Origin of the sequence: Streptomyces sp. NPDC021749, from assembly GCF_040640655.1 — a bacterium.
Taxonomy (GTDB): Bacteria; Actinomycetota; Actinomycetes; order Streptomycetales; family Streptomycetaceae; genus Streptomyces.
On the sequence record NZ_JBFACE010000003.1, the window covers coordinates 283,497 to 303,697 of the forward strand.

A 20,201-nucleotide genomic window follows, 5' to 3' on the forward strand; every position below is an offset into this window, starting at 1 on the left:
AGCCCCGTACCGGCCGTACAACAGGCCCGCGTACGGGCGCGCGCACGAGATCAGCTACCCGTCGCCGTTCCTGTCCCCGACCCCGTACTACGTACTACCGCCCCGGGACTCACGAATGTCCTGCACCACCCGGGCCGCCGTCTGCCGTACCGCCTCGGTCTCGGTCAGGAAGTGCCACCAGTCCGGATGCCGCCCCTCCAGGCCCGCGACCGCACGTTCCAGCCGCGCCACCGCGTCGTCCAGCGGCTGCGCGTGCCGCGGATCCGGGGTGCTGCGCCCCGTCATCGCCAGCCGCTGGGCGTCCCGGATCGCGAAACGCGTCCGGTCGACCTCCTTCTGCCGGTCGAACGAGACCGCATCGAGCCGCTGCAACCGGTCACCGGCCGCCGACACCGCCTCGTCGGTGGTGTCCAGCAGCGCCCGTACGGTCGCCAACCGGCTCGTCGCGTCCGCCCAGCGCTGCTCGTCCCGCGCCTGCTGCGCCTCCCGCAGCGTGGCCTCGGCCTGCTCGACGGACTGCACGGCCTGCTCCGGAACGTGCTGCAGGTCCTGCCAGCACGCCGCGCTGTAGCGCCGGCGCAGCTCGCTGAGGATCGGCTCGACCTTCCCGGCCCGCGTCGTGATCGCCTGCGCCCGGGTACGCAAGGACACCAGCCGCTTGTCGGTCTCCGCGGCTCGCGCCGGCAGCCGCTCGGCCTCGGCCACGATCTCCCCGGCCTTGCGCTGTACGTCCTCCGCACGCCGGATCGTCTCCTGGACCCCGTGCTGTCCGGCGCCCTGATTGAGCTTGGTCAGCTCCGGCCCGAGCGCCGCCAGCCGGGTGGCGAGCTCGTCGGCCCGCAGGCCCTGTGCACGGACCGTGTCCAGCGCATTGCTCGCCGCCAGCAGCTCCTGACGGGCCCGCTCGACGGCCGGGGCGAGCTGTGCCAGCTGGGTCTCGGCGGACTGCAGCAGCGGCGCCAGCCCCTGCGCGAACCGGTCGAGCTCACCCTTGACCCGGTTCAGCTCGTCCTTGGCACGGGTCAGATCGGCCCGGGCCCGCGCCACCGCACCACCGTCCAGATCGTCCCGGTCCAGGTCATGGGAGTCGACCGCGGTGATGTACGCCTGGCTGACCTCGTCGATCCGCCGCCCGAAGTCCGCGTAGTCCTGCGCGGCCTGGCGTGCCCGCGGCGAACTGTCGACCGCGGTGATCGTCTCTATGGTGATCCGCAGGTCCCGCTGCGCCGTATCGAGCTCGTAGAACGCCGCGGCCGCGGCATCCTTCGCGGCCTGTGCGTCGGCCCGCTGGCTCTCCCCGCGCCCGAACCAGCGACGCGTGCCGCCACCCGCGAACGACATCGTCGCCACCGCCGCCACCAGCGGCAACGGCAGCAACATCAGCCCCACCACATCACGGACCGGACCACCCCGCGCACGACGACGTTCTCGCTGCTCAAGCGGCTGCGTGTGTGTCGCCGTCACTTCCCTCTCCCGATCGGATCGCCCCAGGACCGAATGTCATTCTCGCACCCACCGGAAACGAACACACCGGCCGGTAAGTTCACACTTCGCCCACTGGTTTGCAGACCAGCCCCGACGGCAAGGTAGTCTGTCGGCTCGGCCAGGGCGCATAGCTCAGCGGTAGAGCGCTGCTCTTACAAAGCAGATGTCACAGGTTCGAATCCTGTTGTGCCCACCAGCGAAAAACGCCCCCGCGGAGTCCCTCCACGGGGGCGTTGGCGGTAGATCTTGACGGCAGTCCCTACGCCGGACGCCCCCCCGTCGGCGCCGCACGAGCCGGTCCATATGACCCACTGCCTCCCGGCGTGAATCTTCCCAGACGTGGGTGTAGACGTTCATGGTCACCGCGATCTGTGAGTGCCCGAGGATCTCCCTCGCGACTCGCGGCTGGACGCCGGCGGCGAACAGCAGAGACGCACAGCCGTGCCCGCTGGATCGCCGGAACGAGTGGTACAGGCTCGGTAGGGTGCGGTCCGGAGGTCGCAGTGAACTGGAGACGACTGGAATGACGACGCCGATTACGCATCGGCGGTCGGCTGTACGTGGACCCTCGTGGTGCTCTCGGTGCTGTGCGTCTTGGTGGTGGCCGGCGTCCTCGTTGCCCTCGGATGGGGGTTCTTCGGTTTGAGCGGCATGCTCGCGATCATTGGTGGCTGACCCGCGCAGTGCAGCGCTCCCGAGATCGCCACGGTCCAGCGCTCCCGAGATCGCCGCCGTTGACGTCAACCGTGGCGAGGTCGGCGGCCTTTGGTGACCGACTTCGGGGTGTAGTGCGGGGGCGTCGGTGCGGGGGAGGGTGCGGTCGGTTGTGGGCTGGTGCGGGCTAGTAGCCCAAGGGGGAGTAGTCCAGGGCGGAGAGGAAGGCGTGGAGTTCCTGGTCGAAGAGTGGGGTGTTCTCCAGGTTCACCATGTGGGCGGCGCCTGGTATGCGGATTCTTCGGGCACCGGGGACGGCCAGTGCTATCGCATGGGCGTTGGCGGCGATGTCTGTGCTGTCGAGGTCGCCATCGAAGACGATCGTGGGGATCCGGATTTCGTTCAGGCGAGGGGCGGCCCCGACCTCTAGGGGGATGCCGACGCCCGCGCCGTCGGCGTGGACCATGACGTTGGCTTCGGCCGAGGCGCGCATGCGCTCGCGGAACCCTGGGTGGACGGCGGAGGGTTGGCGATGGGGGCCGTCCACCCACATGCGGAGGAAGTGCTCGACGTAGCGCTCCGCGCCGTCCGGTGTGTCGATTGCGGCCACCTGCTCCTTGATGTGCTCCAGGATGAAGGGGTCGGTGAAGGCGCGGCCGCTGATCCCCGGGGAAGCGAGCGCCAGGGCCGCGACGCGGTCGGGGTGGGCTATGGCGGTGTCCAGTGCGACCCGCGAACCATGGGAGAGGCCGACGAGCACGGCACGGGGGACGTCGAGGGCGTCGAGCAGGGTGATCAGGTCGTCGTGGTTGGCGTAGTCGCCGGTGACCGTGGACGACAGGCCGTGGCCCCGGGAGTCGTAGCGGATCGCGCGGAGGCCGGAGTTCACCAGCCAGCTGAACTGCTCGTCCCACATGTGCTGGTCGAGCATGCCGCCGTGCAGCAGCACCACGGCGGGACCCACGCCGGCCGTCTCGTAGAACAGCTCGCCGTCCTCGATCGGCACGATCCCGTTGTCGATCTCGGACCAGTCGGTGATGGCCTGGGTCATTTCACGGCCGTCCTTATGGGGGAGGGGCGGGGGCGGGGTGCTTGTTGGGCTGGTCAGCGGTGGTGGTGGGGGGTGGGGGTGCGGCTGCCGCTGGGCGTGTCTGAGGCTTCCTTGATATCACCCGTTTTGCGTATGCCGGGTCGGTCATGACGGTCTGAGGTGTTGTGGGTGTTGTGGGTCCCGGAATTCGTTGTGGGGGTGGGGGTGTCGGATGCCAGGTGTCGGAATTCCTCGCCGATGCGGTCGAGTACGTGCAGCGCTGTACGTACGTCCGCGGCGGGGAGGTCGGCCAGTCGCTGCCGCAGCTCCGTGGCCTCGAAGTCCTGGATGCCGCGTATCACCTCCGCGCCTTCTGTGGTGAGTTCGATCAGCGACGAGCGGCGGTGCGCGGGATTGGGGGCCGTGACGACCAGTCCCAGCTCCGCGGCGTGATTCACCCAGCGCTGGACCGGCTGTCTGTCGAGCCCCATAGCGCGCGCCAACTGGGGCACCGTGCGCGGACCTTCGGTGCCCAGTGCGTCCAGCAGGGCGTGTTCGCCGGCGGTCAGGCCCGTGCCCGCGAGCTCGCGCTCCACCGCGCGGACGACCGTGCGGTGCAGTGGCCACAGGCGGCGGATGACGTCGTACAGCAATTCTTCGGTGGGTTTCGCCCGTCCGGCGTCGTCGGCGTCGCGCCGACCCCCCTCAATGACACTCATGATGTCATGATGACATCGCTGATGTCGTTTGGGAAGGTGTTCGCAGAACCTGGGCTTGGAGTGGCTCTAAGTGCCGTATGTGACCTAAGCGGCTTGGAGCGGAAGGGAGTTGGTGGGTGAACGTGAGGCTGTTGAGGGTGGTGGGGGTGGCTACCGCTGTCTATGGGGTGGCGGTGTCGGCGGTCCCTGATCTGTTGGCGCGGCCTTCGGGGTTGGTCGATGGGGAGGGCCGGGGCGCACGGGAGACCCGGACCTCGTTGCGGCCGCTGGCCTGGCGGGATGCGGCGAGCGGGCTGGCGCTGGTGTGGGCACCCGAGGGTCCGGCGCTGCGCACCGCTGCGTACGTCCGGATCGCGGCGGACTTCGGTGATGCCGTCCTGCTCGGAATGACGCTGCCGGACCGCGACCGGAGACGGAAGGCGGTGGCGGTGTCCGTGGGGTGGGGCGCGCTGTCGGTGCTCGGCCTGCTGGGCGGGGGCGGGGGCGGGGCGAGGGGTGGTGGGTGAGGTGCGTGGGGGGCGGTATGGGGGTGCGTGGGCTGTGTGTGGGGTGGATTGGGGTGGGGTGCGTGGGCTGTGGGGGCTGGGGGCGGGGACGTTAGGTGGTGTGTGGGGGCGGGGCCTCTTCGTGGGTGAAGGTGATGACCAGGTCGGCGCGGTGCCGGGTGGTCGCCACGACGCGGGCGTTGGCCTCGTCCGAGATGTGCACGAAGCGCTCGGCGTCGGTCCGCGGGCGGCCGAAACGCTCGTGACGGTCGATCAGTCGCCGGAGCCGCTCCTCGGTGTCCAGCTCCACGTACCAGACCTCGTCGAGCAGCTCGTGCACCCGTGACCAGGGGCCTGAGTCGAGGAGGAGGTAGTTGCCCTCGGTGATGATCAGGGGGATATGGGGCGCTACGGGAATGCTGCCCGCGACCGGTTCCTCGATGCGGCGGTCAAAGGCGGGGGCGTAGACGGCGGTGTCCGGTTCAGGGGCGCGCAGGCGGCTCAGCAGCGCCGCGTATCCGGCCGGGTCGAAGGTGTCGGGCGCGCCCTTGCGGTCCGTACGGCCGAGGCGGCGCAACTCCGCCTCGGCGAGGTGGAAACCGTCCATCGGGACCAACGCGGCCTGGCCGGTCAGGCCGGCCACCAAGTGGGCGGCGAGGGTGGATTTACCGGCACCGGGCGGGCCGGTGATGCCGAGCAGCCGGCGCTCGGTGGGGCGCGCGGAACCGGAGAGCTGACGGGCGCGGGCGAGGAGGTATTGGAGGTCCATGGTGCGCCCATGGTGCCTGAGGGGAGGGTGGGGTGGAGATGGGCGCGGGTGGGGATGGCGCGGGTGGGGATGGGTGCGGCTCTGGGCTTGGTCGTCGGGTTTGCGTGTCAGGGGCGGTATTGAGTCCGGTCTCGGACCGGTATTGAGTCCGGTATTGGACCGGTATCGGGTTCGGTATCAGGTTCGGTGTCCGGGCCGATGTCAGGCCAGGTCTGGTACTGCATGCCGTGTTTTGCGCCGATGGCATTGAGGTGGTCGAGGGTCGGGTGCCTGTCCTTCATGGTGACCGGCCCGGCCTCGAACATGTCCTCCACCACCACGCAGATGAGTTCGTCTACGTACTGGAGGGCGAGATGGAGGTCGGTGAACCGGAATCCGATTCCGCATTGGGGGCGTAGCAGTAGCATCGGCGTGTGGCACGCTCCTCGTCCTCCTCGTCCTCCTCGGCTTCCCTCTCTTCTCCCTCTTCCCTGTCCTCTTCGGGGTCTCAGCGCAGGCCGCGTGCCGATGCTGAACGCAACCGCGCCCGGGTCCTGGAAGCCGCGCGGGAGGTGTTCCGTGCGCGCGGTGACGAGGCGCAGATGCCGGAGGTCGCCCGGGCGGCAGGCGTGGGCATTGGCACGGTCTACCGGCATTTCCCCGGCCGGGCCGCTCTGATCGCTGCCGTGGGGGAGCAACGGCAGGCGGAGATCGTGGAGTTCGGGCGCAGTCGGTGTCTGGGGAGTGCGACGGCGGCGGAGGGGCTGGTTGCTTACGTCGAGCACATCGGGGAGGTGCTCGACGCGGAACGTGGGCTGTCCGCGTCCATCGAGGCGGCATTCGGATCCACCGAGCCGACGGGGGAGGGGCGGGCGCAGGCCGAGGCGGTCGCGGGCCAGCTGCTCGCCCGGGGCAAGGAAGAGGGCGCGGTGCGCGAGGACGCCGAGGCCGGTGATGTGGTGATGATCGTGTGCGGGCTGGCGGCGGTGATCCGTAACGATGCGGGGGACTGGCGCCGGTATGTACGCAATGCGTGTGCGGGGTTGCGGCGGCCGTAGGGGAGTGGCGCGCGGGCGGTAATGCACCTTCACTGCGCTGTTCAACGTGCGTCCGCCCGTGCTGCCGGGCCAGCATGTGTCCGCCCGGGCTTGCCGGAGGGCTGCGGGGCTAGGGGTGGTTTGTGGGCCGGCCGGCGGCTGCGGGTGTCGGGTGGTGGGCGGCGAGGCCCAGGCGCCAAAGGGAGGTCACTTCGGCCATGCGGGCCACGTGGAGCGGGTCCGATTTGTCACGGGCGCGGGGGTGCCGTGGGGTGATGTCGAGGCGGCCGAGGACCGTGAGACCTGCACGGGCGATGGTGTCGAGGAGTTCGTTCCGCGGGCGTAGGCCGAGGTGCTCCGCCAGATCGGAGAGGATCAGCCAGCCCTCGCCAGTCTCGGTGAGGTGGTCCGCGAGGCCGTCGAGGAAACCGTGCAGCATGCGGTTGCCGGGGTCGTAGACCGCGCGCTCCACAGGAGACGTCGGTTTGGCGGGCACCCATGGGGGGTTGCAGACGATCAGGGGTGCGCGGCCGGACGGGAACAGGTTGGCCTCGACCACCTCCACCCGGTCGGCCACGCCCAGCCGTTCGGTGTTCTCGCGGGCGCAGGCCAGCGCGCGGGGGTCCTGGTCCGTGGCCACGATCCGGCGCACGCCGCGCCGGGCCAGGACCGAGGCCAGTACACCGGTGCCGGTACCGATGTCGAACGCCAGCTCCTGGGAGGGCAGCGGGGCCTCGGCGACCAGGTCGACGTACTCGCCGCGGGCGGGGGAGAAGACACCGTAGTGGGGGTGGATCCGGTCGCCGCCGAGCGCGGGGATCTCCACGCCTTTCCTGCGCCATTCGTTGGCGCCGATCAGGGCGAGGAGCTCGCGGAGGGAGACGAGAGAAGGGGTGGGCTCGTGCGGGCTGTACTCGTGCGGGGTGGGCTCGTGCGGCGTGGGCTCCTCGCGCGGGGGTTCTGCGGCCCCGTATGCCCTGGTGCAGGCCTCGCGGACGTCGGGGGCGCGGTGCAGCGGGACGGCGTAGGACGCGTCGAGGGGGATCAGCAGCATGCCCAGGATGCGGGCGCGGTGGTTCTGCGCGGCGCGGTGTACGTGGAACGCCTGGGTGGCATCGGCGGGCAGGGGCTTCCGCGGGCGGCGGTCGATGCGGCGGGCCAGCGCCGTCAGCAGCTGGCGGGCGTTGTGGAAGTCGCCGCGCCACAGCAGGGCAGTGCCCTCACAGGCGAGTTTGTAGGCGTCGTCGGCCCGCGTCCGGTCGTCGGCGATGACGATGCGGCGGGGCGGCGGAGAGCCGTTCTCGGAGCGCCAACGGGCGGAACGGGGCTGGTCGGCCTCGGTCCAATGGACGACCGGCGGTTGGTTCACCGAAATGTGCCTCATGTGTGTGATGCGGACCCGGCCTGTGGGGCGCCGACGGGCGGCACCTCCTCCGCCCGCGGAGGGCGCCGGCGGTGGTGGCGTGGCCGCATGCCGGCTGGGCAGTGGGCGGGCTGTGACGCTCGACTCTACTCCGTATCGGTCCCGCTCCCTTCCATGGCTGCTTCCTAGCTGCTTCCGTAGGCGCTTGTGTGGCTGCTTTCGTAGCCGCTCTGTTCCCTGTGGGTGCCCGCCTTGGTCAGTCGATGCCGAAGGGGGCGGCGTAGCGGACCGTGCCGCGCGGGGGTATGGCGCCGTCGAGGGAGAGCGCGAGGAAGGCCTCGTCCGGCCAGGGCTGTGGGGGAAGGATGCCGAACCGGCTCGCGGCCGGGGCGAAGCCGAAGCGTGGGTAGTACGGCGGGTGGCCGAGCACGATGGCGGTGCGCTCGCCGGCCGTGCGCGCCGCACCGAGGAGCGCACGGATCACGGCACCGCCCGCACCGGACTTCTGGTACGCCGGAAGCACCGCGCAGGGGGCGAGCGCTACGGCGGGGACCTCGTCGACATGGCAGCGCGTCAGCAGGGCGTGCGCGGCCGGTGTGCCGTCCGGTGCGTCGGCGACGTACGAGAGTCCGGGCAGCCAGGCCGACTGGTCGCGGCGCAGGGCATCGACGAGGTCCGCCTCTTCGGCCGTCTCGAAGGCCGCGAGGTTGATCCGGCGGACGGCCGGGACGTCCTCGGCGGTTTCCGGGCGGGCGTGCCAGGCGGGCCGGGCGGCGGAGGGGACCGCTGCGGAGGACGGACCGGGTGCGTCGTCGGTGCTGCGGGTCATGTCCTTCATCGTCGCAGCAGGGTCTGACAACGGGCCAGGCGTTTTCCGTTCGGGGCGAGACGGGGTGGGGTGGGGCGGGGCGAGGCAGTACGGGACGGGGCGGGACGCGACTTGCCGCCTCCCCGGGCCCGCTCCCGCGCCCGTCTTAGTGGGCGGTGTGCCGTTCCGGGCGGCGTATCAGATAGGCGGCGGCCGAGCCGGCGGCGAACAGGGCGACGACCGAGAGCGCGGTGCTCACCCAGGACGTGCCGAGCCAGTGGCCGCCGAAGTAGCCGAGGCTCACGCTGTACGCCGCCCAGGTCAGGCCGGCCAGTGCGGACCAGGGCAGGAACTCGCGGACCGTACGGTGCGCGACGCCGGCACCGAGGCTGACCACGGAGCGTCCGGCCGGGGCGAAGCGGGCCAGTACGACGAGGCCGCCACCGCCGCGGGTCAGCGCGGCGCCGAGGCGTTCCTGCGCGGCGGTGAGGCGCCGGGAGCGGCCGATGGCCCGGTCGAAGCGGTCGCCGCCGCGCCAGGCGAGCCGGTAGGCGAGCATGTCGCCCAGTACGGACGCGGTGGCTGCGCAGACCACCAGGGAGACGATCTCGGCGAGGTGGGTGCCACCGTGGACGGACGAGGCCATCGCGACCGCGTCACCGGTGGTGGAGGTACCCGTGGCAGTGGTGCCCGTGGCAGTGGTGCCTGCGGCCGCGGTGCCGGCGGCCGTAGTGGCCGCGGCGATCACCAGGACGCCGCTGGGCAGGATCGGGACGAACACATCGAGCAGGATCGAAAGGCTGACGACCACGTACAACCAAGGGGTGCCGCTGAGGGACCCCAGGCTTTCCAACAACGTCCTTCTCCCGGTCCGAACCCCGCCGCGACGTCGCTCGGTGCGGCAGGGGCGGCTTGACGGCCATACAGCGTACGCCTGGCCGTTTCAGCCGGGATGTCCGGCCCCACCCGAGGGGGTGGATACGCCACGGCCCGTACGGCGCGGTGCCGTACGGGCCGTGAAGCAGGCGCAGTTGCATTGCCCAGTGGGGCGTCAGGCGGCGGAGGGCTCCCCCTGGGCGGCCTGGGCCGGCTCCTGGTTGCGGTCGCCGAAGAAGACGCGGTCGAGCGCCCAGGCGCCGGGGCCGGTGAAGAAGATCAGCAGGAAGGCCCAGCAGAACATCGCCGACGCCTCACCGCCGTTCTGGATCGGCCACAGCGCGTTGCCCTGGTGGACGGAGAAGTAGGCGAACGCCATCGAACCGGAGCTGATCAGCGCCGCGGGGCGGGTGGCCAGGCCGAGGAGCACCAGGATGCCGCCGGCCAGCTGGATCACGGCGGCGTACCAGCCGGGCCAGGCGCCGGTCGGAACGGTGCCGCCCTGGCCCATCGCGCCGCCCAGCACGCCGAAGAGCGAGGAGGCGCCGTGGCAGGCGAAGAGCAGGCCGACGACGACACGGAAGAGCGCGAGCGCGTGCGGCGTCGATCTCTGGGTGAACGAGTTCAGCGGTGCGGACATAGGGGCTGCTCCTACGGTTTCTGGGGACGAGGGAACCGTGGAGGTAGGTTAGGGGTACCTAACCAGTGCTTGCAAGTTCAACCTTTGGTTAGACGTGATCCTTGGTCTGAACCAGCCGTCTTCCGGCCGGTCAGCGCGGCCCGCAGCGCCGCCCGGGCCACCGCGTCCGTATCGGCCAGCGTCACCGACCCCACCCCAGGGCGCGCCCCTGCCGCCGTCACCCAGTGCACGCCCTCCGTCGGCACCCCGACCGCGAACCGCCGCGGATGGTGCCGCCCGTCCGCCTCGACGAGGTGGTACGGGCTCGGCGTCACGTCCAGGCCGCCGGTCTCGTAACCGTCCACGGCGTGCGGCCGGCAGCCGCCGTCGGCCAGCAGCCGGGACAGCAGCGCATCCCCGGTCCGCCGCAGGTCGGGTTCCGGCAGCCGGGCTTCGATCAGCGTCGTCGCCGTCACCTCCGACCCCGGTACGTCCGGGGAAACGGCCGTGAAACCGGGCCCGCCCCCGTCGGCGGCGCCCGTCCGGACCGCCATCCTGGGGCCGACCACCTCCAGGACGCCCGCCTCGATGAGCGCCACCATCTCCGCTATCCGGCGGCGCGGCGGCCCGATGGACAGGAAGGCGTTCAGCGGGGTGTACCAGCGGTCCAGGTGATCGCGCCGGGACGCGCCGGCCAGTCCGCCGTGGTCGACGATCTGCCGCAGTTCGTTGCGCAGATCGCGCAGGACGTCGAGGGCCGCCTTGACCGGGCCGGACACGTTGTTCTGCCGGGCGTGCGCGATGTCCTCCCGCAGATGGTCCAGCAGCCACTCCCGGAAGGCGGCGCGGTCGGTGAAACCGTGCTCCGCGTGCGGCCGGGAGATCCGGTGCCAGTCCCAGCGGTCGGCGGGCGCGATGCCGAACGCGTCCAATACGGCGGCCTCTTCGGCGCTGCGGTGCGCGGTCACCAGGAAGCGCTCGCGGAAGCGGTTCTGGGAGGGGGTGGGGTCGTCGGAGCGGTTCTGGGAGGGGGCGGGGTCGTCGGAGCGGTCCCGGGAGTGGTGAGGGGTGGCGGTGCGGTCGGCGGCGTGGCCGTAGTTGCCGGCGCCCTTGCCCTCGTCCTCGCCTTCGGCCTCGGCGTCGGAGTCGGCGACCGCGTCGGCGAACGGCGTGGTGCAGGGGGCCGCTTCCCCTCCGCGGGCCAGCAGCGCCTCGTAGTAGACGGTCTCCACTTCCTTGGCCACCAGGGGCCAGACCTCCGTCAGGAAGTCGGGCAGATCGCCGGAGTCCGCGCGCTTGCGGAAGGCGGCGATCACGTCCGGCGTCAGGAGCAACGGCAGATGGCGGCCGTGCGGGCCCTTCGCGTTGTCCCCGCGCGCGTGGTACGGAATGCCGCGCCGGGACCCTGCGTACAGTCGTGGCTCGCGTCCGGACGGCAGGTACCTCAGCGCGCCGTCCTCGTCGGGGACGAACCGGCCGCCGCGGGCCGTCGTCAGCAGCGCCATGTGGTCGAAGAAGTTGAGGCCGAGGCCGCGCAGGATCACCGGGCGGCCGGGGGGCAGCGCCTCCAGGTCGGCGGAGAGGTCGGCCGGATTGGCGGGCGGCAGATAGCGCAGGCCGTGTCCGGCGGCGTACGTGGCCAGCCGCCGCTCCTCGGGCCCCGGGAGGGTGGGCAGATGGCCCTGGGCGAGGATCACGGCGCCCAGGCCGTGCAGGGTCCGGCCGTCGTCCAGCGCGAGCGACTGCGACCCGTCGGGGGCCTCGGTCAGTCGTACCGCCCGGGCCCGGTGGATGTCGACGGTCACTTCCTCCGGGGCGGTCCGCACCGTACGGCGGAAGACCCACTCCAGATAGCGCCCGTACAGGGCGCGCCCCGGATAGTCGTCCGGCCCGACCTCGCACCCCTCCCAGGCGTACAGGCTCGGCCCGGTGCGTATCGGGCCCGCGCATTCGACGCTGTCGTCGGTGAACAGCGTGACCTGCGACGCCACGGTGTTCATCAGGAGCTCGGACGGCTGGGCGGTGCGCCATACCTGGCCGGCGCCGGGCGGGGCGGGGTCGATGACGTGAACGGTCAGCCGGCCGCCCGGGGCCAGTTCGGCGGCCGAGGCGCAGATCCGCTCCAGCACGCTCGTCCCGCGCGGCCCCGCACCGACGATGGCGAGCGCGGCGACGGGGCGGGGGCGGTGGTCGGCGATGTGGTCGGCGGCCAAGAGGGGCTCTCCCTGGGGCGGTGGACGGCCGGCGCGCGGGCGCGGCCGCCCGAGAGTGCGAGCGACGAGGTGCGCCCCATCATCACCGCCCGGTGCGCCGCTGCGGCACCCGGGTGCGCGAAGAATCACACGGATCCCCGGGGTGGCTGACGGTCCCCCGCCGGCGGGCACTTGCCACCCGGTGACCGTCGCCCGGTTTCGCCGGAAACGCCCGTCGATCGGGTGCGCCGCACAAGCCTGCCGACCGGGCCCACTGAAACGCCCGCCGACCGGGCCCACCGAAACGCCCGCCGACCGGTGGTGTCCGGTCGACGGGCGGGCGGGGCCGCGGGGCGGCGGTGGCGGCGGGCGGAACGGGAAGCCGGGGGCGGCCCGGGGCAGTCGGGGCGACCGGGGCGGCCGTCAGGGGCTCTCAGTGGCTCTGGAACGGCTCTGAGCGCCGCTCAGCGGCCCTCAGCCGTCATCCGTGGATCCGAGTCCGCCGGGAAGTCCGCAAGGGCCCCGGCGGGCGGTCAGCAGCGGTCCAGGATCTTCTTCAGGGCGGCCTTCTCCGCGGAGTCCGCGGTCATGCCGTACTCGTGCTTCACCCAGACCCACATCCGGGCGTACTGGCAGCGGTACGAGGCCTTCGGCGGCAGCCACTTCGCCGGGTCCTTGTCGCCCTTCTCCTGGTTGACGTTGTCGGTGACGGCGATCAGCTGGGAGTGCGTCAGGTCGTTGGCGAGTGCCTGGCGGCGTGCCGTGGTCCACTTCGAGGCGCCCGACTTCCAGGCCTCCGACAGCGGGACGACGTGGTCGATGTCGAGGTCGGAGGCCTTGGTCCAGGTCGCGCCGTCGTAGGGCGAGACCCAGGTGCCGCTCACGGCCGCACAGCTGCCGTCCTGGTGCACGTTCTTGCCGTCGCGCTTGAGCACCACCTCACGGGTGTTGCAGCCCTTCCCCTGGTCGATCCAGTGCGGGAACTTGGAGCGGCTGTAGCCGTCCTGCGGCCCCTCGGGCTGCTGCTTGATCTGGGCGAGGTACGTACGGGCGGTGGCCGCGCTCGGCGGGCTGGGCGGCGCGGCCTGGGCGGACTGTCCGCTCAGCACCAGCGTGCCGAACAGCGCCGCGGCCGAACCCGCGGCGATGGAAACTCGACGCGCGTAGACCTTCGGCATGGTCTTTGCCATCGGAACTCCCTTGGAGTGGGGGGAAGTTGACGTGCGGTGCGGGCCCATGGTGGTGACGTGGGGTTGCCACGGGGTGGGCGCCAGGTAACAGAGTGACGACATGCTCACGACAGATCAAGGGCTGACGGGCAGCCATAAGTGCATGACTGCACTCCGGTTGCCTGCAGGACGGGCCTCCGGCGGGCCCCCACGACGGCGTTCCGGTTGGTGTGCGCAACGGCATTCCGGTTGGTGTGCGCGACGGTATTCCGGCTGGCGGGCGGCACCCCGGCGGGGCCGCTGAGGTGCCCGCGTCCGCCGTCGTCCGCCCTACAGTGAGCGCGTGCTGCTGCCGGTCAATGCCACCCTCGGGGTCGTTCTCGCCGTCCTCCTGGTCGCTGCCGTGGCCGTCGCCGCACTGGCGCACCTCGGCCATGGCCGGGCCATCGCGGTCGCCGGACTGCGGGCGGCGGCGCAACTCGCCGCGGTCTCCTACCTCATCGGCTGGGTGGTGCGTGCACTTCCGTGGCTGCTGTGCTTCCTGGTGCTGATGTTTGCGGTCGCGGTACGGACCGCGGGCCGGCGGATCACCCAGAACCACACCTGGTGGTGGGCCGCCGTGCCGATCGCCACCGGGGTCGCTCCGGTCGTCGGGCTGCTGTTGGCGACCGGTCTGGTGCCGCCCCGGGGCCTCAGCCTCATCCCGGTCACCGGCATCCTCATCGGCGGCGCGCTGACCGCCACCGTATTGGGCGGGCGGCGGGCGCTGGACGAGCTGGAGACCCGGCGGGGCGAGTTCGAGGCGGGACTCGCGCTGGGGCTGCTGGACCGGGACGCGCGGATGGAGGTCGCCCGGCCGGCCGCGTCGGACGCGCTGCTGCCGGGGCTCGACCAGACCCGGACCGTGGGGCTGGTCACACTTCCGGGGGCGTTCGTCGGCATGCTGCTGGGCGGCGCCTCGCCCGTACAGGCAGGCGCGGTGCAGCTGTTCGTGCTCGTCGCCCTGCTGGCGGTGCAGGCGGCGGCCTGTGCGGTGGTGCTGGAGCTGGTCGCGCGCGGATTGCTGCACCGCGTACCCTTGAGGACAGCAGAAGGGGAGTAGCTCTCCGCCGGACCGTCGACATACTGCCCTCCCTCGTGGTGGGCCGGCGCCCGGAGCGCGATGCGGATACCGCGAGCGGATACGCAGCGCGCCAGCGAGACCTTCGGCCGCAGTGTCCGACGCTGCCGTGCCGAAGCGACCCCTTTCCGGGCCCCCTTTGGCGCGGCCCAACCGATCGAGGTATTCCACCCCGTGTTCAGCCTGACCGTCGCCGCCGTCGTCTTCGGCGTCATCTTCCTCGCCGAGCTGCCCGACAAGACCGCCCTCGCGGGCCTGATGCTCGGCACCCGTTACCGCGCCTCATACGTCTTCGCCGGGGTCGCCGCCGCCTTCCTGGTGCACGTCGCGCTCGCGATCGCGGCGGGCAGCGTGCTCACCCTGCTCCCGCACCGCGTCGTCCAGGGCGTGGTCGGGGTGCTCTTCCTGGTGGGCGCGGCGGTGCTGCTCTTCAAGAAGGACGACGAGGAGGAAGACGTCGCCAGGCCCGCCGACCAGAGCTTCTGGAAGGTCTCCGGGGCGGGCTTCATGATGATCCTGGTGGCCGAGTTCGGCGATCTCACCCAGATCATGACCGCCAACCTCGCGGCCCGTTACGACGACCCGCTGTCGGTCGGCGTGGGCGCGGTGCTGGGCCTCTGGACGGTGGCCGGCCTGGGCATCCTCGGCGGACGCACGCTCATGAAGCACGTCCCGCTCAGGCTCATCACCAAGATCGCGGCGGGTGTGATGGCCCTCCTGGCGGCGTTCAGCTTGTACGAGGCGCTGACGGCGGGCTGAGGTCCCCGGGCCGGGCGGGCCGGGCCGGGGCGGCGGTCACGGCTGCGGCCCGCCGCCTGGAGCCGGGGTCCTGAGCCCTGGAGTCGGGGCCTCAGCCCTCGACGTGGACCGCGATGCGGCCGTCCTCCAGGGCCTCGACGCGGATCTGGGTGAGGTCGCGGACGTGGGCGGTGGGGGCGTACGCCGCGGCCCGGTCGCCGACGCCGACCACCCGCATGCCGGCCGACCGGCCGGCCTCTATGCCCGCCTCGGAGTCCTCGAAGACCAGGCAGTCCTCCGGGTCGAAGCCCAGTTCGGCGGCGCCCTTGAGGAAGCCCTCCGGGTCGGGCTTGCTGGCGCTCACGTTCTCCGCGGTGATCCGTACGGCGGGCATCGGCAGACCGGCCGCCGCCATCCGCGCGTCCGAGAGCGGGACGTCCGCGGAGGTCACCAGGGCGTGCGGCAGGGCAGCGAGGGCGGCCAGGAAGGCGGGTGCGCCGGGGACCGGCACCACGCCGTCCACGTCGGCGGTCTCCTGCTCCAGCATCCGGCGGTTGTCCGCCAGGTTGCGTTCCATCGGGCGGTCGGGGAGCAGCGCGGCCATCGTGGCCCATCCCTGGCGGCCGTGCACGACCGCGAGCACCTCGTCGGCGTCCAGTCCCTGCTCGGCCGCCCAGCGTCGCCAGCAGCGCTCCACGACGGCCTCGGAGTTCACGAGCGTGCTGTCCATGTCGAGCAGCAGGGCGCGGGCGGTGAGCGTGGTGGTTGCCGTCATCGGCGGGGCTCCTGGGCGCTACGGGTGCTCGGGCGGCGCGGAACCGTACGAGCGCAGGCAGGACAAGCGGCTCCGCCCGCCGGTCAGGGAGTGCGGGCGGAACCACTTTGTTTTTTCACGATACAAAATGAGGGTCGGATCCGACAACCAGGGGTGGGGTCCGAGGGGGCCCGGCCGGAGGGGCCCGGCGGGAGGGGGCCCGGCCTGGCCACCTGGCGCCCTACGGCTCCTGGGGCGGCGGGTCCGCGCCGTAGGCGGTTTCCGGCCCGTAGTGGGCCGTCGTCCCGCAATCGGCCCGCGTCCCGTGGGCCGCGTCGTCCTCCACCAGTGACACGTGCGGGCGTACGTCCAGCGGATCGGAGTCGTCCGCATCGGCCGCCGCACACAGGCACGTGGGCCGGCCGTACCGCCGCGCACAGGCACGTGGGCCGGCCGTGCCGCCGCGCACCGCTCGGCGGGCCATATCGGCCGGAACCGCCCACCATGGAACGCGATGGAAGACGTCTGGCACGCCGTCTGGGACGACGTCCGGCATGACGTCTGGAAGCCCGGAACGCGGGCACCCGGACCCGAACCGGGGACCACTCCCCCGACCACCCGCCGCCCCCGCAACAAAGGAGACGCACATGGCGCCGGACACCCGCGCTCCTGCCGTCCCGGGTGAGCGCCGGTCGCAGCGGACGGTTCTCGTCGCGATCGGCGCGCTGCTGCTCGGTCTGCTCATCGCGGCGCTCGACCAGACCATCGTCGCCACCGCGCTGCCCACGATCGTCAGCGAGCTCGGCGGCCTGGACCACCTCTCCTGGGTGGTCACCGCCTACCTGCTGGCTTCTACGGCCGCGACGCCCCTGTGGGGCAAGCTCGGTGACCAATACGGACGCAAGAAGCTGTTCCAGACCGCCATCGTGATCTTCCTGATCGGCTCGGTGCTGTGCGGCATCGCGCAGAACATGGGCGAGCTGATCGCGTTCCGGGCCGTCCAGGGCCTCGGCGGTGGCGGTCTGATCGTGCTGTCGATGGCGATCGTCGGCGACATCGTGCCGCCCCGCGAACGCGGTAAGTACCAAGGACTGTTCGGCGCGGTCTTCGGCGGGACGAGCGTCCTCGGGCCGCTGCTCGGCGGGCTGTTCGTGGACCATCTCAGCTGGCGCTGGGTGTTCTACATCAACGTGCCGATCGGCATCGTCGCGCTCGCCGTGATCGCCGCCGTGCTGCACATCCCGCGCCACCGCACCCCGCACCGGATCGACTACCTGGGCACCGTCACCATCGCCGCGGTCGCCGCCTGCTTCGTGCTGATGACCTCGCTCGGCGGCGTCAGTTACCCGTGGGCCTCGTGGCAGATCATCGGCCTCGGCGTGCTGGGCGTCGTCCTCCTGGGGGCCTTCGTCCTCATCGAGCGCCGGGCCGCCGAACCCGTCATTCCACTGCGGCTGTTCCGGCTGCGCACCTTCTCGCTCACCGCCGTCATCGGCTTCGTCATCGGCTTCGCGATGTTCGGCTCGATGACGTACCTGCCGACGTTCCTGCAGGTCGTCCAGGGTGTGTCACCGACGCTGTCCGGTGTGCACATGCTGCCGATGGTGTTCGGGATGCTGCTCTCGTCCACCGCGTCCGGCCAGATCGTCAGCCGCACCGGCCACTACAAGGTCTTCCCGATCGCCGGCACCGCCGTGGTGATGCTCGGACTGCTGCTCCTGCACCGGCTCGAACCGTCCAGCGGCGTCGCCGAGATGAGCGGCTGCTTCTTCGTCTTCGGCTTCGGGCTCGGGCTGGTCATGCAGGTGCTGGTGCTCATCGTGCAGAACGCCGTCGCCTACCAGGACCTCGGCGTCGCCACGTCCGGCGCCACGTTCTTCCGCTCCATCGGCGCCTCGTTCGGCGTCTCCCTCTTCGGCGCGATCTTCGCCAACAAGCTCGGGCCGCGGATCGCGGCCGTACTCGCCGGGCAGCAACTGCCGTCCGGCGTCGACCCGTCGAAGATCGCCCAGGACCCGCGGACCGTCGCCCGGCTGCCGGCCCGGCAGGCGGCCGGTGTGCTTCAGGCCTACGCGAACTCGATCACCGACGTCTTCCTCTACGCCGTGCCGGTCGTCCTCGTGGCGTTCGTGCTGGCCTGGTTCCTCAAGGAGGAGCCGCTGCGCAGCAGCGTGACCGCGCCGGACACCAGCGAGGTGCTGTCGTCCAACCCCGTGGAACGGTCGTCCCGTGACGAGTGCGCCCGCGCGCTGTCCAAACTCGGCAGCATGGAGGGGCGCAAGCACATCTACGAGAAGATCACCGAACGGGCCGGGCTCGACCTCAAACCAGCCGCGAGCTGGCTGCTCCTGCGGATCCACCGCTACGGATCGGTCGAACCGGGGCTGCTCGCCGAACGCACCACCGTCCCGCTCGGTGTGCTGGCCGAGAGCGTCCGCCAGGTCGAGGAGCGCGGACTGGCCGCCCGCGACGGGCTGTTGATGCTGCTGACCGACCGGGGGCGGGAGGTCACGGAGCGGCTGTCGGCGGCCCGTCAGGAGTCGCTGGCCGAGATGCTGGGGGACTGGTGGACCGAGGACCGGCCCACCGACCTCACCGAGCTCGTAAGGGAGTTGACGGCGGAGCTGTGCGGTTCGGACGCGGAGGAGCCGTACGTCGGTTACGCCGGACAGTCGGCGCCGCGCCCCGTCTCCTCCCCCCGGCCACCACGGCCACCGGACCTCGCCCGGTGAGCCGCTCGGCCGGCGGAGGGGCCGTCGCCGCCGTCGGCCAGGCGCTTCTCGAAGAAGATCTCCGCGTAGATGTCGTCGTGGTACGGAGCGATCTCGACGAAACCGTGGCGCCGGTAGAGGGCGATGGCCTCCGTCAGATCCAGCCGGGTGTCCAGCCGGAGCCGCTCCGCGCCCAGCCGCGCCGCGGCCGTTTCGGCGGCCCTCAGCAGCTCTCCACCGCCACCCAGGCCGCGCTGGGCGGGCCGGACGAACATCTGCTTGAGCTCGGCCGTGCGCGCGTCCAGCAGCCGTACGCCGGCGCAGCCCGCCGTCTCACCGTCGCGGCGGGCCACCAACAGCGCGCCGTGCGGCGGCGCGAGATCGGCGACGGGGTACTCCGCCACTCCTTCGTCGATCTCCTGCGGCGTCGTAAGACGGTCCTCGTACAGCGTGAAGTACCGGTCCGCCACTTCGGTGTAGTACTCGCGCAGCAGCGCCCGCGCATCCGGCGAACCGACCGGTTCGGGGGAGACGGTCCACGGCGTGCGGAGGGTGGCGGCATCGCTCATGGCGCCATTGTCGCGGCCGGGGCGGCCCCGGCCGCAACGGAATTCTCACAGTTGCTCGGAGGAACCCCGCGAAACCGCCGCCCCGGTACGGGCCTTGCAGAGGTGGGCGGTTTGAAAGCAAACCGCCCACGCAATCAAGTTGCACGCCCGGTACGTCCGAGAGACCGTCGTAAGAGCGCATATCTGTCTGCGTGCGGCAGGGGGAGGGCGGACAAGGCATCACGGAAGTAGGGAAGCGCCATGAGCCAGCAGCCCCAGGATCCCCGGAACTGGCCGACCCAGCAGCAGTACCGGCCAGACCAGTTTTCTCCGTATCCGCAGTACCCGCCACAGCCGACGAGCGGTAAAGCTGTGGCTTCCATGGTTACCGGAATCGCGTCCCTCGTCATTCCTTTCATAGGAATCATCACGGGGCCGCTCGCCGTTATCCTGGGCACCAAAGCGCGCAACGAAATACGGCGCACCGGACAAAAGGGCGATGGATTGGCGATAGCGGGTCTGGTGACCGGCATCATCGGCTGCGTCGGCTACGCGATCTTCGTGATCCTGCTCATCATCGGCGCAGCAACCGGGGCGTCCGGGTCGTGACGACGGGACCTCTTGGCGCAGCGGGTCTCGCCACCGCAGTGGCCGGCTTGGACGCCGCAGGGGCTGCCAAGAGGTCCTGGCCGTTCGCGTCACTTCACCGGTGGGCGTCGTCACTCCACCGGTCCGGCCGGTTCCCGCCGATACCGGCGGTCAGTCCGTTCACGCGCCCTTAGAAACACGCCCCTAGGAACACGCCCCCAGGAACACGCCCTTGGGATCACGCGTCCTTGGGAGCCGCTTGCTGGACGACCTCGAACGACCACACGGTGGATCCGCTGGCAGCGGGCTTCGGCCGGTCGCCGCCGCCCTGGTGCGCCGCCTTCATGGGCCCTTCCATCCACGCCTGGAAAGACTCCTCGTCACGCCACCGCGTGTACACCAGGTAGTTGTCGGTGCCTTCGACCGGGCGGAGGAGTTCGAACCACTCGAAGCCGTCGGAGCTCTCCACCGCGCCCGCGCGGGACGCGAAGCGCTTTTCCAGGACCTCGCGCTGTTCGGTGGGGACGGTCAGAACGTTGATCTTCACGATGCTCATG

At 71.4% G+C, this 20,201-nt stretch carries 20 protein-coding genes, 1 tRNA gene and 1 pseudogene; 7 read left to right on the forward strand and 15 right to left on the reverse strand.

Annotated features, from left to right (window positions below; all coding sequences use genetic code 11):
- Positions 1-87: 87 nt before the first annotated feature.
- Complete coding sequence (locus AB0G35_RS04925; protein ID WP_360943719.1) at positions 88-1,380, reverse strand: hypothetical protein; 1,293 nt, start codon at positions 1,378-1,380, stop codon at positions 88-90.
- A 226-nt stretch (positions 1,381-1,606) separates the two neighbouring features.
- Here AB0G35_RS04925 and AB0G35_RS04930 point away from each other — a divergent pair.
- Positions 1,607-1,681: transfer RNA gene (locus tag AB0G35_RS04930), tRNA-Val, on the forward strand.
- Positions 1,682-1,758: 77 nt separating this feature from the next.
- Here AB0G35_RS04930 and AB0G35_RS04935 read toward each other — a convergent pair.
- The 3 genes and pseudogenes from AB0G35_RS04935 to AB0G35_RS04945 form a co-directional block, all read right to left on the reverse strand.
- Positions 1,759-1,929, reverse strand: a pseudogene (locus AB0G35_RS04935) (site-specific integrase); the annotation flags it as partial.
- 397 nt (positions 1,930-2,326) lie between these two features.
- Positions 2,327-3,190, reverse strand: coding sequence for an alpha/beta hydrolase (locus AB0G35_RS04940; protein WP_360943722.1), 864 nt, complete (start codon positions 3,188-3,190; stop codon positions 2,327-2,329).
- 53 nt (positions 3,191-3,243) lie between these two features.
- Positions 3,244-3,888: a MarR family transcriptional regulator gene (locus AB0G35_RS04945; RefSeq protein ID WP_360943725.1), complete on the reverse strand. Its 645-nt coding sequence runs from the start codon at positions 3,886-3,888 to the stop codon at positions 3,244-3,246.
- 116 nt (positions 3,889-4,004) lie between these two features.
- Between AB0G35_RS04945 and AB0G35_RS04950 the strand changes: the two genes are divergently transcribed.
- A complete protein-coding gene (locus tag AB0G35_RS04950) occupies positions 4,005-4,394 on the forward strand; it encodes a hypothetical protein (RefSeq protein ID WP_360943728.1) in 390 nt (129 codons plus the stop codon).
- A 91-nt stretch (positions 4,395-4,485) separates the two neighbouring features.
- Here the strand turns inward: AB0G35_RS04950 and AB0G35_RS04955 are convergent, their stop codons facing one another.
- Complete coding sequence (locus tag AB0G35_RS04955; RefSeq protein WP_360943731.1) at positions 4,486-5,142, reverse strand: nucleoside/nucleotide kinase family protein; 657 nt, start codon at positions 5,140-5,142, stop codon at positions 4,486-4,488.
- 107 nt (positions 5,143-5,249) lie between these two features.
- Positions 5,250-5,549 (reverse strand): hypothetical protein, encoded by a 300-nt coding sequence (locus AB0G35_RS04960; protein WP_360943734.1) that lies wholly within the window; start codon positions 5,547-5,549, stop codon positions 5,250-5,252.
- A gap of 126 nt (positions 5,550-5,675) precedes the next feature.
- Here AB0G35_RS04960 and AB0G35_RS04965 point away from each other — a divergent pair, with 126 nt between their 5' ends.
- Positions 5,676-6,179, forward strand: coding sequence for a helix-turn-helix domain-containing protein (locus tag AB0G35_RS04965; RefSeq protein ID WP_360943843.1), 504 nt, complete (start codon positions 5,676-5,678; stop codon positions 6,177-6,179).
- A gap of 109 nt (positions 6,180-6,288) precedes the next feature.
- Here the strand turns inward: AB0G35_RS04965 and AB0G35_RS04970 are convergent, their stop codons facing one another.
- The 6 genes from AB0G35_RS04970 to AB0G35_RS04995 form a co-directional block, all read right to left on the reverse strand.
- Positions 6,289-7,527, reverse strand: a complete 1,239-nt coding sequence (locus AB0G35_RS04970; protein WP_360943737.1) for a class I SAM-dependent methyltransferase — start codon at positions 7,525-7,527, stop codon at positions 6,289-6,291.
- Positions 7,528-7,777: 250 nt separating this feature from the next.
- The gene (locus AB0G35_RS04975) at positions 7,778-8,350 is read right to left on the reverse strand and encodes an N-acetyltransferase (protein WP_360943740.1); all 573 of its coding nucleotides are present in this window, start codon (positions 8,348-8,350) and stop codon (positions 7,778-7,780) included.
- Positions 8,351-8,495: 145 nt separating this feature from the next.
- Positions 8,496-9,185 (reverse strand): VTT domain-containing protein, encoded by a 690-nt coding sequence (locus AB0G35_RS04980; protein WP_360943743.1) that lies wholly within the window; start codon positions 9,183-9,185, stop codon positions 8,496-8,498.
- A gap of 195 nt (positions 9,186-9,380) precedes the next feature.
- Positions 9,381-9,845: a DoxX family protein gene (locus AB0G35_RS04985; RefSeq protein ID WP_360943746.1), complete on the reverse strand. Its 465-nt coding sequence runs from the start codon at positions 9,843-9,845 to the stop codon at positions 9,381-9,383.
- Positions 9,846-9,922: 77 nt separating this feature from the next.
- Positions 9,923-12,037: an FAD/NAD(P)-binding protein gene (locus AB0G35_RS04990; RefSeq protein WP_360943749.1), complete on the reverse strand. Its 2,115-nt coding sequence runs from the start codon at positions 12,035-12,037 to the stop codon at positions 9,923-9,925.
- Between the two features lie 512 nt (positions 12,038-12,549).
- A complete protein-coding gene (locus tag AB0G35_RS04995) occupies positions 12,550-13,194 on the reverse strand; it encodes an HNH endonuclease family protein (protein ID WP_360943846.1) in 645 nt (214 codons plus the stop codon).
- A gap of 334 nt (positions 13,195-13,528) precedes the next feature.
- Between AB0G35_RS04995 and AB0G35_RS05000 the strand changes: the two genes are divergently transcribed.
- Both AB0G35_RS05000 and AB0G35_RS05005 read left to right on the forward strand, forming a co-directional pair.
- On the forward strand, positions 13,529-14,287 hold the full coding sequence (locus AB0G35_RS05000; protein WP_360943752.1) for an ABC transporter permease: 759 nt from the start codon (positions 13,529-13,531) through the stop codon (positions 14,285-14,287).
- 192 nt (positions 14,288-14,479) lie between these two features.
- Positions 14,480-15,064 carry a TMEM165/GDT1 family protein gene (locus AB0G35_RS05005; RefSeq protein WP_360943755.1) on the forward strand — a complete coding sequence of 195 codons (585 nt, stop codon included), beginning with the start codon at positions 14,480-14,482 and terminating at the stop codon, positions 15,062-15,064.
- Between the two features lie 91 nt (positions 15,065-15,155).
- Here the strand turns inward: AB0G35_RS05005 and AB0G35_RS05010 are convergent, their stop codons facing one another.
- Positions 15,156-15,818: an HAD-IA family hydrolase gene (locus AB0G35_RS05010; RefSeq protein ID WP_360943758.1), complete on the reverse strand. Its 663-nt coding sequence runs from the start codon at positions 15,816-15,818 to the stop codon at positions 15,156-15,158.
- Positions 15,819-16,444: 626 nt separating this feature from the next.
- On the opposite strand from AB0G35_RS05010, the gene AB0G35_RS05015 reads away from it, so the two are divergent.
- Positions 16,445-18,529 carry an MFS transporter gene (locus AB0G35_RS05015; protein ID WP_360943761.1) on the forward strand — a complete coding sequence of 695 codons (2,085 nt, stop codon included), beginning with the start codon at positions 16,445-16,447 and terminating at the stop codon, positions 18,527-18,529.
- Here the strand turns inward: AB0G35_RS05015 and AB0G35_RS05020 are convergent.
- Positions 18,457-19,077, reverse strand: coding sequence for a GNAT family N-acetyltransferase (locus AB0G35_RS05020; RefSeq protein ID WP_360943764.1), 621 nt, complete (start codon positions 19,075-19,077; stop codon positions 18,457-18,459). The genes AB0G35_RS05015 and AB0G35_RS05020 overlap by 73 nt on opposite strands.
- A 240-nt stretch (positions 19,078-19,317) precedes the next feature.
- Between AB0G35_RS05020 and AB0G35_RS05025 the strand changes: the two genes are divergently transcribed.
- On the forward strand, positions 19,318-19,665 hold the full coding sequence (locus AB0G35_RS05025) for a DUF4190 domain-containing protein (RefSeq protein WP_360943767.1): 348 nt from the start codon (positions 19,318-19,320) through the stop codon (positions 19,663-19,665).
- A 217-nt stretch (positions 19,666-19,882) separates the two neighbouring features.
- Here AB0G35_RS05025 and AB0G35_RS05030 read toward each other — a convergent pair whose 3' ends face one another.
- Positions 19,883-20,200, reverse strand: a complete 318-nt coding sequence (locus AB0G35_RS05030; RefSeq protein WP_360943770.1) for an antibiotic biosynthesis monooxygenase — start codon at positions 20,198-20,200, stop codon at positions 19,883-19,885.
- Between the last annotated feature and the right edge of the window lies 1 nt (position 20,201).